This window comes from Pseudomonas palmensis, from assembly GCF_017848315.1.
GTDB classification, from domain to species: domain Bacteria; phylum Pseudomonadota; class Gammaproteobacteria; order Pseudomonadales; family Pseudomonadaceae; genus Aquipseudomonas; species Aquipseudomonas palmensis.
In genome coordinates this window covers 1-15,001 of record NZ_JAFKEC010000001.1, presented here as the reverse complement: position 1 = coordinate 15,001, position 15,001 = coordinate 1, and the positions used below count along the sequence as shown (strand labels likewise).

The 15,001-nt window shown below is 68.6% G+C and carries 13 protein-coding genes and 2 pseudogenes; 4 read left to right on the top strand and 11 right to left on the bottom strand.

All coding sequences use genetic code 11. The features are described from left to right. Positions 1–52: 52 nt before the first annotated feature. The 11 genes from JZZ72_RS00075 to JZZ72_RS00025 all read right to left on the bottom strand — a co-directional run bounded on the left by JZZ72_RS00075 (position 53) and on the right by JZZ72_RS00025 (position 11,895). Positions 53–1,066: a FecCD family ABC transporter permease gene (locus tag JZZ72_RS00075; protein WP_210013875.1), complete on the bottom strand. Its 1,014-nt coding sequence runs from the start codon at positions 1,064–1,066 to the stop codon at positions 53–55. Beyond that, on the bottom strand, positions 1,063–2,007 hold the full coding sequence (locus JZZ72_RS00070) for an ABC transporter substrate-binding protein (protein WP_210013874.1): 945 nt from the start codon (positions 2,005–2,007) through the stop codon (positions 1,063–1,065). Before JZZ72_RS00070 ends, JZZ72_RS00075 begins: the two co-directional genes overlap by 4 nt. After that, positions 2,004–2,792 carry an ABC transporter ATP-binding protein gene (locus JZZ72_RS00065; protein WP_043863482.1) on the bottom strand — a complete coding sequence of 263 codons (789 nt, stop codon included), beginning with the start codon at positions 2,790–2,792 and terminating at the stop codon, positions 2,004–2,006. Before JZZ72_RS00065 ends, JZZ72_RS00070 begins: the two co-directional genes overlap by 4 nt. 97 nt (positions 2,793–2,889) lie before the next feature. Further along, positions 2,890–5,028, bottom strand: a complete 2,139-nt coding sequence (locus tag JZZ72_RS00060) for a TonB-dependent receptor (protein ID WP_104572977.1) — start codon at positions 5,026–5,028, stop codon at positions 2,890–2,892. 198 nt (positions 5,029–5,226) lie between these two features. Continuing rightward, positions 5,227–7,287, bottom strand: coding sequence for a TonB-dependent copper receptor (locus JZZ72_RS00055; protein ID WP_078479890.1), 2,061 nt, complete (start codon positions 7,285–7,287; stop codon positions 5,227–5,229). An 82-nt stretch (positions 7,288–7,369) separates the two neighbouring features. Further along, on the bottom strand, positions 7,370–7,786 hold the full coding sequence (locus tag JZZ72_RS00050) for a DUF2946 domain-containing protein (protein ID WP_210013873.1): 417 nt from the start codon (positions 7,784–7,786) through the stop codon (positions 7,370–7,372). A 20-nt stretch (positions 7,787–7,806) separates the two neighbouring features. After that, positions 7,807–8,277 carry a copper chaperone PCu(A)C gene (locus tag JZZ72_RS00045; protein ID WP_043863478.1) on the bottom strand — a complete coding sequence of 157 codons (471 nt, stop codon included), beginning with the start codon at positions 8,275–8,277 and terminating at the stop codon, positions 7,807–7,809. Positions 8,278–8,324: 47 nt separating this feature from the next. Beyond that, on the bottom strand, positions 8,325–8,711 hold the full coding sequence (locus tag JZZ72_RS00040) for a DUF2946 domain-containing protein (RefSeq protein WP_054916153.1): 387 nt from the start codon (positions 8,709–8,711) through the stop codon (positions 8,325–8,327). Between the two features lie 175 nt (positions 8,712–8,886). After that, a complete protein-coding gene (locus JZZ72_RS00035) occupies positions 8,887–9,600 on the bottom strand; it encodes a cobalt-precorrin-6A reductase (protein ID WP_054916152.1) in 714 nt (237 codons plus the stop codon). Beyond that, positions 9,597–10,691, bottom strand: a complete 1,095-nt coding sequence (locus JZZ72_RS00030; protein WP_043863475.1) for a cobalt-precorrin-5B (C(1))-methyltransferase — start codon at positions 10,689–10,691, stop codon at positions 9,597–9,599. Before JZZ72_RS00030 ends, JZZ72_RS00035 begins: the two co-directional genes overlap by 4 nt. After that, complete coding sequence (locus JZZ72_RS00025) at positions 10,684–11,895, bottom strand: bifunctional cobalt-precorrin-7 (C(5))-methyltransferase/cobalt-precorrin-6B (C(15))-methyltransferase (protein ID WP_043863474.1); 1,212 nt, start codon at positions 11,893–11,895, stop codon at positions 10,684–10,686. The genes JZZ72_RS00030 and JZZ72_RS00025 overlap by 8 nt, the downstream gene beginning before the upstream one ends. Positions 11,896–11,996: 101 nt before the next feature. Between JZZ72_RS00025 and cobG the strand changes: the two are divergent. The 4 genes and pseudogenes from cobG to JZZ72_RS00005 all read left to right on the top strand — a co-directional run. Beyond that, a pseudogene (gene cobG / locus JZZ72_RS00020) lies at positions 11,997–13,339 on the top strand (precorrin-3B synthase). Beyond that, a complete protein-coding gene (locus JZZ72_RS00015; RefSeq protein ID WP_054916150.1) occupies positions 13,332–13,958 on the top strand; it encodes a precorrin-8X methylmutase in 627 nt (208 codons plus the stop codon). Before cobG ends, JZZ72_RS00015 begins: the two are co-directional and overlap by 8 nt. Next, complete coding sequence (locus JZZ72_RS00010) at positions 13,958–14,689, top strand: precorrin-2 C(20)-methyltransferase (RefSeq protein ID WP_054916149.1); 732 nt, start codon at positions 13,958–13,960, stop codon at positions 14,687–14,689. The genes JZZ72_RS00015 and JZZ72_RS00010 overlap by 1 nt, the downstream gene beginning before the upstream one ends. Beyond that, positions 14,689–15,001, top strand: a pseudogene (locus tag JZZ72_RS00005) (cobalt-precorrin 5A hydrolase); the annotation flags it as partial. The gene JZZ72_RS00010 and the pseudogene JZZ72_RS00005, both read left to right, overlap by 1 nt.

Sequence of the window (15,001 nt, the reverse complement as noted above, 5' to 3'; positions counted from 1 at the left end):
CGGTCAAGGCAGGATTTCCCGGCCAGGCAAGGGCTCAGCGCCAGGCAGCAGTTCAGCGCCGGCGCATCATGCCGATGAAGAACAGCCCGCCGATGGCCGCCGTGGCGATGCCGATGGGCAGGTCTTCAGGGGCGATCAGGGTGCGCGCGGCCACATCCACCCAGATCAGGAACAGGCTGCCCAGCAGCAGCGACACCGGCAGCAGCCGGCGGTGCTCGGCGCCCACCAGGCGCCGCGCAATGTGCGGCACCATCAGGCCGACAAAGCCGATGGAACCGCTGATCGCCACCAGCACGCCGGTCAGCAGCGAGCAGATCAGAAACGCCAGCAGGCGCACCGAGCGTGCGTTCAGGCCCAGGGTCACGGCGGTCTGCTCGCCGGCCATCAGCGCATTGAGCGCGCGTGCCATGCCCAGCAGCAGGCCCAGCCCCAGCAGCACGCTGGCTGCCGGCACCGCCAGCAGTTCCCAGCGCGCCAGGCCCAGGCCGCCGAGCATCCAGAACATCACCGCCGAGCTTGCACGATGATCGCCCATGAACAGCAGCAGGTTGGCCAGCGCCATCATCACGAAGGCCACGGCCACCCCGCACAGCAACAGGCGGTCGCTGTCCAGGCGGCCATGCCGGCTGGCAATCGCCAGCACCAGCAGCATGCTGCACAGCGCGCCGACAAAGGCTGCCAGCGGCAGGGTCAGCACGCCGATCAGTTCACCCACATGCAGCACCACCAGCACCGCACCCAGCGTGGCGCCGGAGGTCACGCCGAGCAGGTGCGGGTCGGCCAGCGGGTTGCGCGTGACCGCCTGCAGCACCGCGCCGATCATCGCCAGGCCGCCGCCCACCAGCGCGCCCAGGAGCATGCGCGGCACCCGGATCAGCCACACGATATGTTCCTGGCCGGCGGTCCAGGCGGGCACCTCGGGGGCAATACCGAACACCTTGAACAGCAGCACCCGGGCGACCACCTCGACCGGCACCGGGGCCGAACCGAACCCCAGCGAGAGCACGCACGACACCAGCAGCAGGCCGCTCAGCGCCAGCAGCATCAGGCGATAGCGAGTTTTCATGCGCCGTGCAGGCCCTTGGCGATGGCCTCGATCGCCTCGACGTTTTCCAGGCTCGGCGTGGCGGCCACATAGGGGATGACCACGAAGCGCCGGTTACGCACCGCGTCGACCGATTGCAGGGCCGGGTGCTGTTCCAGAAACTGCTGCTTCTGCGCGGCGGTGATCTCGCCATAGTCGACGATCACGATCACCTCGGGGTTGCGTTCGACCACGCTTTCCCAGTTCACGCGGGTCCAGCTGGCCTCGATGTCATCGAGGATGTTGCGCCCGCCGGCGGCGTTGATCAGCGCCTCGGGCATGCCCAGGCGCCCGGAGGTCATGGCGCGGTCTTCGCCGCTGTCATACAGGAACACCCGCGGGCGCTGCGTCGGCAGGTGCTGCTGCACGCTGGCCACGCGCTGCTGCATCTGCTCGATCAGCTGGCTGGCGCGGGCCTGCACGTCGAAGATCCGGCCCAGGTTGCGCAGGTCGGTGTAGGTGTCGTCCAGGCTCGCCGGCGGGCGCTTCATCACGAACGCGCACGATTCGGTCAGCTCGTACACCGCGATGCCCAGCGGCGCCAGGCTCTGCGGGGTGAGGTCGCCGCCCACGCGCATGCCGTAGTCCCAGCCGGCGAAGAAGAAGTCGACGTTGGCGTTGAGCAGGGTTTCCACCGAAGGGTACTTGCTGGCCAGCTCCGGCAGGCCGTCGAGTTCCTTGCGCAGCGCCGGGGTCACTGCCTTCCAGCCGCTGACGCCGCTGTAGCCGACCATCTTCGTGCGCAGGCCCAGGGCGAGCATCATCTGGGTCATGTTGATGTCGTGGCTCAGGGCGCGTTCGGGGGCCTTGGCGAAGGTCACCTCGCGGTTGCAGCTGTGCACCGTGAGCGGGTAGTGCGTGACCTCGGCCAGGGCCGGGCCGGCGACCAGCAGCAGCGCGGCAAGCAGGGCGGATCGAATCATTGGGGGGCTATCCAGGTGATGCGTGGATGGTCGGCCAGCGGGTGGCGGTCGATCAGCGCCTGAACGCCGAACACCTCGCGCAGCAGCTCGGCGGTGAGGACCTGGTGCGGTGTGCCACTGGCCACGATGCGGCCGTGGTCGAGCACGTACAGGCGGTCGCAGAAGGCCGCGGCCAGGTTCAGGTCGTGGATGCTGGCCAGGGTGGCGATGCGCAGCTGGCGCACCTGGTGCAGCAGGGCCAGTTGGTAACGCGGGTCGAGGTGGTTGGTCGGTTCGTCGAGGATCAGTACGCGCGGTTGCTGCACCAGGGCGCGGGCCAGGATCACGCGCTGCTTTTCACCGCCCGAAAGGGTGGCGAAGGCGTGGTCGTCGAAGCCGTGCAGGCCGACATCGAGCAGCGCCTGCTGTACACGCTGGCGGTCTTGGCGGCTGTCGCCGTCGAACAGGCCCTGGTGCGGAATGCGCCCCATGGCGACCACTTCGGCCACGCTCAGGCCAAACGCGTCGGGAAACTCCTGCAGCACCACCGCGATGCGCTGGGCACACCAGCGCGGCGATTGTTGCCAGAGGTTGTGGTCGTCGAGGGTGATGTGCCCGCGTTCGGGCGCGTTGAAGCGGTAGGCGCACCGCAGCAGGCTGGTCTTGCCGCTGCCGTTGGGGCCAATGAGGCCGACGAATTCGCCGGGGCGCACCTGCAGGTCGACGCCACGCAGCTGGAACTGGTGGTGGCAGTGGCCGTGGCCTTTGGGGGACCAGTGCAGGTTGTGGATATTCAGGGTGGTCATGTGTCGTCTATTCGGGCCTCTTCGCCGGCAAGGCCGGCTCCTGCAGGACCGGTGTGGTGTGTAGGAGCCGGCCTTGCCGGCGAATGGGGCGACGCGGTCAGAAGGTGTAGTCGGCCGTCACGAAGAACGCGCGCGGCTCACCCAGGATCCATTGCTGGCCGTCATTGTACTGACTTTGCGCGTACCGACGGTCGAACAGGTTGTTCAACTGCAGGCCCAGCGTGGTATCGCTGAGCACCTGCCACGCCACCGAGGCATCCACCACCGTGTAGCTCGGCAGCCGGGTAGTGTTGCCCATGTCGGCATAGCGCCCGTCCACATAGCGCACCCCGGCGCCGGCGCGCAGGCTGTCGGTCAGGCCCTTGCTCAGCCACAGGTTGGCGGTGCGCCCCGGTACGTCGGTGGGGCGGTTGCCGGCCCGCGATACCATCACGCCGTTCACCTCCTGCTCGAATTCGTCATAGCGTGCACGCACGAACGCGGCGTTGGCCTGTACCTGCCAGTCGTGCGGCAGCTGCAGGTCCAGGCTGGCCTCGATGCCGTCGGACGACTGCTTGCCCACCTGCAGTTGCCGGCCGGTGCCGATCTGCGACGGGTCGTCGGTGAGCAGGTCCTTCTTGACGATGTGGTATGCCGCCAGGGTCCATTCGCCACGCTGCTGCCAGAACTGCTGCTTGACCCCGACCTCGGTCTGGCGCGCCTTGGCCAGGCCGTACTGCTGCTGGTCGGGGCTCAGCGAGATCAAGCCGCCAACGCCATCGGTGCTGGTGGCGTGCTGGGCATACAGCGACGTTTCGGGGGTGAGGGCGAACACCAGCCCGGCCTTCCAGTTGTTGCCGTCCAGGCTGGTGTCACTGCGTGTGTTGCCGGTCACTTCGCTGCGCAGGTCGTTGCGGTCCAGGTGCACCACGTCGCGGCGCACGCCCGTCACCAGCGACAGGCGCTCGGTGAGCTGCAGGCGGTTTTCGGCGAACAGCGCGAACTGGTGGGTCAGGCTGTCGAACTGCGGACGGTACGCCGAATCGCTGGCAAAGCCGCTGCGCTGCGGGTGGCGCAGGTCGATCGGCTCGCCGCCGACGATGCTGTCGTTGAACGGCGCGTTGCTGTTGAGCTGGAAGCGGATGCGGTTGTAGTCGGCGCCCACCAGGGTCTGGCTGTCGAGGCCGAACAGGCTGTGCCTGAAGGTGAAGGTCTGGCGATCACCCACCTGCTCCTGCTGGTGCTTGATGCCGAAGTTGCCACTGCGCAGCAGTTGCTGGCTGGCCGCATCCCAGGTGTAGTTCTCGGCGTTCTGCCAGCGGCGGTTGGCCTTGAGGTAGTACAGCTCGTTGGTGGAACTGACGCTGTCGCTGATCTGCCACTCGGTGGTCAGGCGCGTCCACTGGTCGTTGTAGTGCTGCTTGTCGTTGCTGATGTTGTAGTTCTTGTCGCGCAGGCTCTCGCGCAGGTGGCCGTTGATCAGCGGCGTGCCGAAGTAGTTCATCGGCTTCTGGTCGCCATAGTCGTGCGCCAGGGTGAAGGCCAGGTCGTCATTGGCCTGCCAGCGCAGCGCCGCGCTGATGGCGGTGCTGCTGGAGTCGCCGTGGTCGATCCAGCCGTTGCTGCGCAGCTGGTTGATGTTCAGGCGGTAGCTCAGGCTGTCGGTGAGCGAGCCGCCGCTGTCGAGGGCGGTCTGCTGGCTGTCGTGACTGCCGTAGCCCAGGCGCAGGTGGTTGACGATCTCGCCCTCGAAGGGCTTTTTCGGCACCACGTTGACCACCGCACCGGTGGCGCCTTCGCCATACAGCACCGAGGCCGGGCCGCGCAGAACGTCGATGCGTTCCACCGACCAGGTGTCCACCGGGAAGGTCACGGTGCCCATGCCGGTGTACATGCGGTTGCCGTCGAACAGCTGCATCACCGAGCTCTGCCCGGTGAAGCCGCGGGCCTGCAGCGAGGTGCCGCCATCGCCCGGGGTGCCGGTGCGGCTGATGCCGGTACTGCGCGACACGCCGTCCTGTACGCTGCGATCGCCACGTGCGCGTACCTGCTCGCCGCTCAGGCTCTCGACGCTGCCCGGGGTTTGCAGGGCGTTCAAGTTCAGGCGCGAACCGGCGCTGGTCGGGGTATCGAGGCTGACCCGCTGTTCGGCGTCGGCCGTGGCGGTGATGGTGCCGGCAGGCAGGGTCAGGGTGTTGGCCAGGGCGCAATCGCACGCGGCCAGCAGGCTCAGGGAGCCGATCAGGTACTTGTTCATCGGAAGGGAAATCGCTTGTCCATAAGGCCCGGGCGCGTCGGTGCGCCGGGTTCGAGGCGGGTGTTTTTCGGGGCGTATAATGTAACATTTTGCCGATTGGCGGTAGCGCAGCGTGCTCATGTGCTGCATGAGCAGGGCTCAGGTTGGCGCCGCCGGTCTGCCAGAGGGCACGGCCAGTGGCCGCGCCCGTGTGGTGCATCAGAAGCTCAGGTCGACCTTGGTCCAGAGGGTACGCCCTGGCTCGTTGATCGCCTGCGGATCACTGGCCGGGTAGCCGAAGCCGGCATTGCCCGCCAGGTTCAGGTGCTCGGCGTAGGCCTTGTCGAACAGGTTGTCGACGCCGGCACTGAGCTTGATGTTCTTGCTCACGCGGTAGGCGCCGTTGAGCGAGAACACGCCGAAGCCTGCGCTTTTCTCGTAGTCCTTGCCCACCACGTTGCCGGAACCCTCGGCGATGCGGTTCTGCGCCGAGACCAGGCGCCACAGCGCACCGGCGCTCCAGGCGTCGCGGCTGTAGGTCAGGCCCAGGCGGCTTTCCAGCGGCGGCATCTGCGGCAGCGCCTTGCCATCGCTGCTGTTCTTGCCCCAGGCGTAGGCCAGGGTGGCGTCGGCTTTCCAGTTGGGCGCGAACTGATAGGCCGCGCCCAGCTCGCCGCCCATGATACGGGCATCGATGTTCTGCGCCTGGGAGCTGAGCATGCCCATCATGCCGGGACGGTAGTCGAACAGGATGTAGTCGCGCACCTGGCCGACATAGCCCGAGGCCCAGGCTTCGAGCTGCTCGGTCTTGTACTGGATGCCCACGTCCAGCTGGGTGGTCTTCTCCGGCTTGATCGAGTCGAACGCATTGAGCGAGCCGGCCGGGCCCGACTTGGGCGAGAACAGCTCCCAGTAGTCGGGGAAGCGCTGGGCATGGCCCAGGCCCACATAGGTGGTGGCCGGGAGGTCGAGCAGGTCGTGCTCGTAGCGCACGAACCCGCTGGGCAGGGTGTCGGCGCGGGTGTTGCCGCGGGTGGCGCTGGCTTCACGAAAATCCTTGGCCGAGGCGCGGTCCAGGCGCGCGCCGCTGACCAGGCGGTCCTGGCTGGAGGTTTCCCAGGTCAGCTCGCCGAACACGCCGTAGTTGTGAAAGTCCGCGTCCTTGGTCCAGGGCTCGGCCTTGTGCGCATCCACGCCCATGCCGCCGCGCTGGCGATGTTCGTTGGTCTGCGCATCGACACCGCTGACCAGGGTCACGTCCTCCCAGCGCCAGGTGGCCTTGAGCCGCCCGCCGAGGGTGCGGCGGTCGACGTTGCTGACCATCGGTCCGGCCATCATGCCGCTGGTGGGCGAGGTGCGCAGGCTGTAGTTGTCCATCACGTGGTCGGCGTAGTTGTAGTAGACCTGGGCTTCGAGCTTGTCGAGCACCCCGCCCAGGTTGGATTTCTCAAAGCGCAGGCCCAGGCTTTCGCGCTTGAACTGCGAACCGTCCATGCCGCGCCCGGCATAGCGCGCCTCGCCATCGCCCTTGCCGGCAGTGAGTTCGAGCAGGGTGTCGGCATCCGGGGTCCAGCCCACGGCCACGTCACCGTTCCACTTGTCCCAGCGCGAGGGCACGGTGTCGCCGTTGCCGTCCTTGTAGTCGTCGGAGCGCGACTGGTTGCCGACAAAGCGTGCATAGCCCTGTGCGTTGCCTGCCGCAGCATCCAGCACCTTGTCGAAGCGCCCGTTGGAGCCGGCCAGCAGGCTTGCGTTGACGCGGCTGCCGAGCTCGCCGAACTGTTCGGGCTCGCGGTCGAAGAGGATGGTGCCGGCCGAGGCGCCGGGGCCCCACTGCACGCTCTGCGGGCCCTTGATTACGGTGAGGCGGTCGTAGGTTTCCGGCGAGATGTACGAGGTGGGTGCGTCCATGCGGTTGGGGCAGGCGCCGAGCATCACGCCGCCGTTGGTAAGGATGTTCAGGCGCGAGCCGAACATGCCGCGCAGCACCGGGTCGCCGTTGGTGCCACCGGCGCGGATGGCCGAGAAGCCCGGGATGGTCTTGAGGTAGTCGGCGCCGTCGCTGGCCGGTACCGGCTGGCGTGGGTCCTTGGGGTTGGTGACGATGGTCAGCGGCGAGCTGGGCGCCACGGCAGTGATCACCGTGGGGCTCAGTTCGGTGTGGTCGTGGCCTTCGTGGCCGCTGTCGGCGGCCAGGGCCACGTGGCTGAACAGGGTGCCGCACAGCAGGGCGATGGTGCCTTGCAGCGACAGGCGCAGGGTAACGGTAGAGCCGGACATAGTATTTCCAACATCGTGTGGTCGTGAGGGTGCGCAAGAGCCTCGGCAGCAAGCCGGGCCCTGGGGCGCATGCAAAGTGGGTTCAGACGACGATGTGGGCAGGTGGCGCGCGGCTGCGGGCGCCGGGGAAGATGGCCTGGCGCGCATGGCCCTGGCGCGGCTGGGCGCGCAGGGTGGTGTGGGGCGAGACGGCCTCGGTGTCGAGCAGGCTGAGCGTCTGCGGCAGCGCCGGGCAGTGGAAGAACAGGCTGCAGTAGCCGCACTTTTCCCAGATGACGTGCAGCGCTGCCGGGTTGTCGGCCGGGCTGCTGGCGTGGCTGCCTGAGTGGCAGTCCATGGCCATGTCCATGCCGGGCATGGAGGCACGGTGATCCATCGGCATCGACTGGGAGACCAGTGGGCCGATGAAGATCATCAACATGGCGAACAGGCTCAGCCAGCTGCCGCGTGCTCGTTGGAGGTCAGCGGGGCGGGCGAGCCTGCCGCAGGGCAGGCGCATGGCGTGCAGCCGTCAGCGAATCAATGGCTGTGGGCGGTGCCCTCGGGGGCCTGTTTCTGCACGGCCACTTCGACCGTGATGTTGCCGGCCTTCTGGAAATGCAGGGTCAGCGGGAAGCGCTTGCCGTCGCTGAGCAGGCTGCGGTCCTTGGGCTGCATCAGCATCACGTGGTAGGCGCCGGGGGCGAACACCAGGTCGGCGCCGGCGGGGATGTCGACACCCTGCACCTGCTGCATCTTCATCAGGCCGTCCTTGTGCACATGCTCGTGCAGTTCGGCGTTGTCGGTGATCGGGCTGTCGACGCCGAGCAGGCGGTCGGCGCTCTTGCCGTTGTTGTGCACGATGAAATAGGCGGCCACGTTGGGGGCGTTGGGCGGCAGCTCCTGCGACCACGGGTGGGCGATATGCAGGTCGCCCACGGTGTATTCATGGGCGTTGGCAAAGGTGGCGGGCAGCAGCAGGGCGGCCAGCAGCAGGGCGTTCTTGAGCATGGTCAATCTCCGTTCGGGTCAGGTTCGCAACTGGTAGCGTAGTGAACTCAGGCCTGGGGGGAGGCGCGGGGATTGAGCGCGGGCCATTGCTGGCGTGGCGTGGGGTGGTAGCTGGCGAGTAGCGGTGACGGGGTGTTGAGGGTGTGCTCGGACGTCACCAGCCGTGGCGGGTGGCCGGGCAGGGCCAGCAGCGGGGCAGTGCCGGAGCAGCACCAGCAGTGCTGCATGGTGGAGTGGTCGTCGTTCTGCTGTTGGCCGTCGGGGGCATTCAGCGAGATGGCGATCATCTTGGTCACGCCGCTGGAGCAGAAGGTGCCCCACAGCAGTTGTTCGGGTTGGGCTTTTGCAGCGGCGGCGGACAACGGCATGGCCAGCAGATTGAACAGCACTGCGAAGCAGGCGATCCAGGCGTAGGCGAGCCGGTGTGCGGGCATGGGGAGATCCGGTCAGGAATCGAGTGGGGCTATTTAGCCAGATGTCGAAGTATATGTAAAAAAGCCGGGGTGTGATGGAGTGTCGCAGGTGGGGTAACTGCGTCGACAGCGCATCTATCCTTCCCCTGACCTTGTGTCAGCCTTTTTTGATCGACTCTGGAGCTGTGTGCACCCGTCAAAGCGCCGCCAGCACATCGGCGACGCCCACGAACTCCCGATCCACCCCCGCCAGCGCCGGCCGCTTCAGGATCAGTACCGGCACACCCCGCTCGCGCGCCACTTCGAGCTTGGGCTCGGTCGCGGCGCTGCCACTGTTCTTGCTGATCAGCACATCCACCCGGCAACGCTCGAACAACGCCCGTTCATCCTCCAGGCGAAACGGCCCCCGCGCGCCGATCACTTCGCATCGCGCATTCCCCTCGCACGCCTCCAGCGCGCGCAAGGTCCAGAACTGCTGCGCGGGTATCTCGTGCAGGTGCTGCAACGGCTCGCGCCCCAGGGTGAACAAGGGCCGGCGAAACGGTTTCAATGCCTCGATCAACTGCGTCCAGTCCGCCACTTCCCGCCAGTCGTCACCGGCCTGCGCCTGCCATGCCGGGCGCCGCAACGCCCAGCATTCAACCCCGGCCAGGCGCGCTGCCTGCGCCGCATTGCGGCTGATCTGCGCCGCATACGGGTGGGTCGCGTCGATCACCAGACCGATGCCTTCGGCCCGCAGGTAAGCGGCCAGGCCCTCGGCCCCACCATAGCCGCCCACCCGCACCTGGCACGCCAGGTCGCTGGGCACCCGGCCGATACCGGCCAGGCTGTAGACGTGCTGCGGGCCCAGCTGACGGGCTATCAACAGCGCCTCGGTCACGCCGCCCAGCAACAGGATGCGCCGGCTCATCGAACACCCGCCCGGCCGACGATGCCGCCCTGGCGGTCGATGGCGAACACCTCTACCTGTACCTGCGCCGGCACCACGCTGCGGGCGAAAGCCAGCGCGTGCTCGCACACCGCATCCCCCAGCCCGACCCCCGCCGCACTGGCCAGGGCCAACGCCTGTTGGCTGGTGTTGGCGCCGATGATCGCCGCCTGCAACGCGGCGTCGGCACCCACCGCCGCCGCCCAGCCAGCCAGTTGCGGCAGGTCGATGCTCGAATGCCGGCTGTGCAGGTCCATGTGCCCGGCCGCCAGTTTGCTGATCTTGCCGAAGCCGCCGCAGATGCTCAGCTTGCCAACCGGCACCTTGCGCAGGTGCTTGAGCACCGCGCCGACAAAATCGCCCATCTCGATCAGGGCGATGTCGGGAATGCCGTAGACCCGGCGCATGGTGTCTTCGCTGGCATTGCCGGTACACGCGGCAATGTGTTCATAGCCATTGGTCTTGGCCACGTCGATGCCCTGGTGGATCGAGGCAATGTAGGCCGCGCAGGAAAACGGCCGCACGATGCCGCTGGTGCCCAGAATCGACAGCCCGCCGAGGATGCCCAGGCGCGGGTTCATGGTCTTGAGGGCCAGGCTGTCGCCGTCCTGCACGTTCACGGTGACCTCGAAGCCCCCCGCGTAATCGCACTCCAGGGCCAGACGCTGCAGGTGCTCGGTCATCATGCGCCGCGGCACCGGGTTGATCGCCGGCTCGCCCACCCCCAGCACCAGCCCGGGGCGGGTCACGGTGCCCACGCCGATGCCGGCGACAAAGCGCACGCCCGGCTCGGCCAGCAGCCGCACCTGGCTGTAGAGCAGCGCGCCATGGGTCACGTCGGGGTCGTCGCCGGCATCCTTGAGGGTGCCGGCTTCGGCGCCTGGCCCGGCCAGCCGGCAGAACTCCAGGCGCATCTGCACCTGTCTGCCCTTGGGCAGGGTGATCTGCACCGCGTCGTCGCATTGCCCGCTCAACAGCAGGCGCGCCGCCGCCAGGCTGGTGGCGGTGGCGCAACTGCCCGTGGTCAGGCCGCTGCGCAGCGGCGCCGGCTGTTCTGCGGTTTCGTCACGCATCGAGGGGCTTTACCACATCAAGCAGGGTGATCGGCAGCGCCTGGCGCCAGGTGTCGAACTCGCCCAGCGGCTGCGCCTGGGCCACATGGATACGGGTGAGCTCGCCGCCATGACGTTCGCGCCAGCTCATCAGCAGGGTCTCGCTCTGCAGGGTCACGGCATTGGCCACCAGCCGGCCACCGGGGCGCAGGTGCGCCCAGCATTCGTCCAGCACGCCCTCGCGGGTCACGCCGCCACCGATGAAGATCGCGTGGGGCCGCTCCAGGCCCTGCAACGCCTGCGGGGCGCGCCCGCGCACCAGTTGCAGGCCAGGCACGCCCAGGGCGTCGCGGTTGTGTTCGATCAGTTGCTGGCGGCCGGCGTCGGCCTCGATGGCCAGCGCCCGGCAGCTGGGGTGGGCGCGCATCCATTCGATGCCGATCGAGCCGCTGCCGGCGCCCACGTCCCACAGCAGCTCGCCCGGCTGCGGGGCCAGGCGGGCGAGGGTGATGGCGCGCACGTCGCGCTTGGTGATCTGCCCGTCGTGCGCGAAGGCCGAATCGGGCAGGCCGGCCAGCGGCGACAGGCGTGGTGCATCGGCGCCGGCCCGGCAGTCGATGGCCACCAGGTTGAGGTCGGCGAAGTCGGCGTCCTGCCAGCCATCGGCACGGGCATCGATGCGCCGTTCGTCGGCGCCGCCCAGGTGCTCCAGCACGCTCAGGTGGCTGGGGCCGAAGCCGCGCTCGCGCAACAGGGCGGCCAGGGCGGCGGGGCTGCTGCGGTCATTGCTCAGCACCAGCAGGCGCTGGCCGCTGTACAGGTGGGCGGCCACGGCGGCGACCGGGCGCGCTACCACCGACAGCGTGACCACGTCCTGCAGGGGCCACCCCAGGCGGGCGGCGGCCAGCGAGTAGGAAGACGGTGCAGGCAGCACCCGCATGGCCTCGGCCGGCAGCTGGCGCGCCAGGCTGGCGCCTACGCCGTAGAGCATCGGGTCGCCGCTGGCCAGCACGCACACCGGCTCGCCACGTTCGGCCAGCAGTGGCGCCAGGGAAAACGGGCTGGGCCAGGCGACCCGTTCGGCGCGCGAGCAGTGGGGCAGCAGGGCCAGCTGGCGCGGGCTGCCGAACACCTTGGTGGCTCGCAGCAGGGCATGCCGAGCCTGTTTGCCCAGGCCCGTGAAGCCGTCTTCGCCAATACCTACTACCGTCAACCAGGGCGCCATGCCGTTCCTCTTCGCTTGCCTATCCGACCGGCTGGCTTAGCCTGCCGACGGACAAAGCAGGCATAATACCGCGCCTTTGTGCTACCAGCGCCTTTTGACGATTGCCGGGTGATCCCTTGCCGCAACCCCTGCCCACTCCAGCTCTTCGCCCCTCGGCCTGCCCGGGGTTGTGGCGTATCGTGCAGGCGCTGGACGGCGGCATTTCACGCATCAAGCTCGACGCCGGCACCCTGAGCGCGGCCCAGGCACACGCAGTGGCCGACGCCGCCGAGCGCTTTGCCGGCGGCGTGATCGAGGTAACCAACCGCAGCAACCTGCAGATTCGCGGCATCGGTGCCGACCACGCCGGGCTGGTGGCATGCCTGCTCGACGCCGGCCTGGGCCCGCGCCAGGCGGCGGGCGACGATGTGCGCAACCTGATGCTCAGCCCGGCGGCCGGTCTCGACCCGGCCATGCTGTTCGACAGCCGGGCGCTGGCGGGGCAGATCCTCGAATCGCTGCAGACCTGCGAGCGCTTTCATCAGTTGTCTGCCAAGTTCGCCGTGCAACTGGACGCTGGCGAAGACCTGGCCATGCTCACCCACCCCCACGACCTGTGGCTGTCGGCACTGCGCCTGGACGGCGAGGTGTGGCTGGCCTTCGGCCTGGCCGGCTGCCCGGCCGAGGAGGGTGCGCTGGGCGCGGTGCCGCTGGCCGCTGGGCACGCGCTGGTGCTGGCGGTGTTGCAGCGGTTTCTCGACCTGGCCACTGCGCAGCAGGCGCGCATGCGCCAGTTGCTGGCCGAATGCGGCAGCGAGGCGTTCGTGCAGGGCATTGGCGTGGCGCTGCGCCGCGACCACGCGGTGCTGGGCTGGCGCCGGCCGCGACGTGACCAGGCCCGCCATCTGGGTGTCTACCCACAGCGCCAGACGGGCAGGGTCGCGGTGGGCGCCGCCGCACCGCTGGGCGCCTGAGCGCCGCGCAGTTGCGTGGCGCCGCGCACCTGGCCAGCAGCCTGGGCGACGCCAGCCTGCGCATGACGCCCTGGCAAAGCCTGCTGCTGCCCAATCTTGCCGCCACCGACGCCGAGCTGGCACTGGCCGGGCTGGCAGCGCTGGGCTTGCTGTGCGACCCGGCGCAGCCGCTGGCGCGCATGGTGGCCTGCACCGGTTCGGCCGGCTGCGCCAAGGCCCTGGCCGACACCAAGGCCGACGCCGTGCAGCTGGCGGCGCTGCTGCGCGAGCCGGGCCCGGTGGCCGGCATTCACCTGAGCGGCTGCGCGCGTTCCTGCGCGCTGGCCCACCGTGCACCGGCCACCCTGCTGGCGGTCGGGCCCGGGCATTACGACCTGTATTTTCACGACCCGGCGCAGCCGGGCCTGGGCGCCCCTGGCGGGCGCAACCTGACATTGAAAGAAGCGGGCGCGCAACTCGACGCCCGCCTACGGAGCAACCCCGATGATTGATTACATCCGCGACGGCCAGGAGATCTACCGCAACTCCTTCGCCATCATTCGCCAGGAGGCTCGCCTGGAGCGGATCCCGGCCGACCTGGAAAAACTCGCGGTGCGGGTCATCCATGCCTGCGGCATGGTCGAGGTGGTCGACAAGCTGCGCTTCAGCGAAGGCGCCGGCAAGGCCGGGCGCGAGGCGCTGGCCAACGGTGCGCCGATCCTGTGCGATGCGCGCATGGTCGCCGAAGGCATCACCCGTGCACGCCTGCCGGCCAACAACGAGGTGATCTGCACCCTGCGCGACGACAGCGTGCCGGGCCTGGCCAAGGAGCTGGGCAACACCCGCTCGGCGGTGGCCCTGGAGCTGTGGCGCCCGCACCTGGAAGGCAGCGTGGTGGTGATCGGCAATGCGCCGACCGCATTGTTCTACCTGCTCGAGATGATCGATGCAGGGGCGCCGAAGCCTGCGCTGATCCTCGGTTTCCCGGTCGGTTTCGTCGGCGCGGCCGAGTCCAAGGCGATGCTCGCGGCCGACAGCCGTGGCGTGCCGTTCGTGATCGTCGAGGGCCGCCTGGGCGGCAGCGCGATGGCAGCAGCGGCAGTCAATGCCCTGGCCACGGAGGTCGAATGATGCAGCCACGCGGACGACTGCTTGGCCTGGGCGTGGGCCCCGGCGACCCCGAACTGATCACGGTCAAGGCGCTGCGCCTGCTGCGCGAGGCGCCAGTGGTGGCGTATTTCGTGGCCAAGGGCAAGCGCGGCAATGCCTTCGGCATCATCGAGGCGCACCTGCAGCAGGCGCAGACATTGCTGCCGCTGGTGTACCCGGTGACCACCGAGGCACTGCCGGCGCCGCTGTCGTATGAGCAGGTGATCAGCGACTTCTACGACGGCGCCAGCCTGGAAGTGGCCGCGCACCTGGATGCCGGCCGCGACGTGGCGGTGATCTGCGAAGGCGACCCGTTCTTCTATGGCTCCTACATGTACCTGCACGACCGCCTGGCCGAGCGCTACGAGGCCCAGGTGATCCCCGGCGTGTGCTCGATGCTCGGGGGCGCCTCGGTACTCGGCGCGCCACTGGTGTACCGCAACCAGAGCCTGTCGGTGCTGTCGGGCGTGCTGCCGGCCGACGAGCTCAAGCGCCGCCTGGCCGATGCCGACGCGGCGGTGATCATGAAGCTGGGGCGCAATTTCCCCAAGGTGCGCCAGGTGCTGGCCGAACTGGGCCTGGCCGAGCGAGCGCTGTACGTGGAGCGCGCGACCATGGCCAACCAGAAGATCGTGGCGCTGGATGCAGTCGACCCGCAGTCCTCGCCATACTTCTCGCTGATCATCGTGCCGGGTGAACGGTGGCAAGGGTGATGACATCTCACGCACCGGCCATCGTGATTCTGGGCAAGGGCAGCCTGGCCACTGCCCGCAGGCTCCAGCAGCTGTACCCCGATGCATTGATCCACGGCCTGGCCGGGCGGGTCGAGGGCACGGACCGCAGCTACCAGGACTTCGGCGCCACCCTGCGCCAGCTGTACCAGCAGGACACCCCGATCATTGCCCTGTGCGCCGCCGGCATCGTGATTCGCAGCCTGGCCAGCGTGCTGCTGGAGAAGGGCGCCGAACCGCCGGTACTGGCCGTGGCCGAAGACGGCAGCGCCGTGGTGCCGCTGCTGGGCGGGC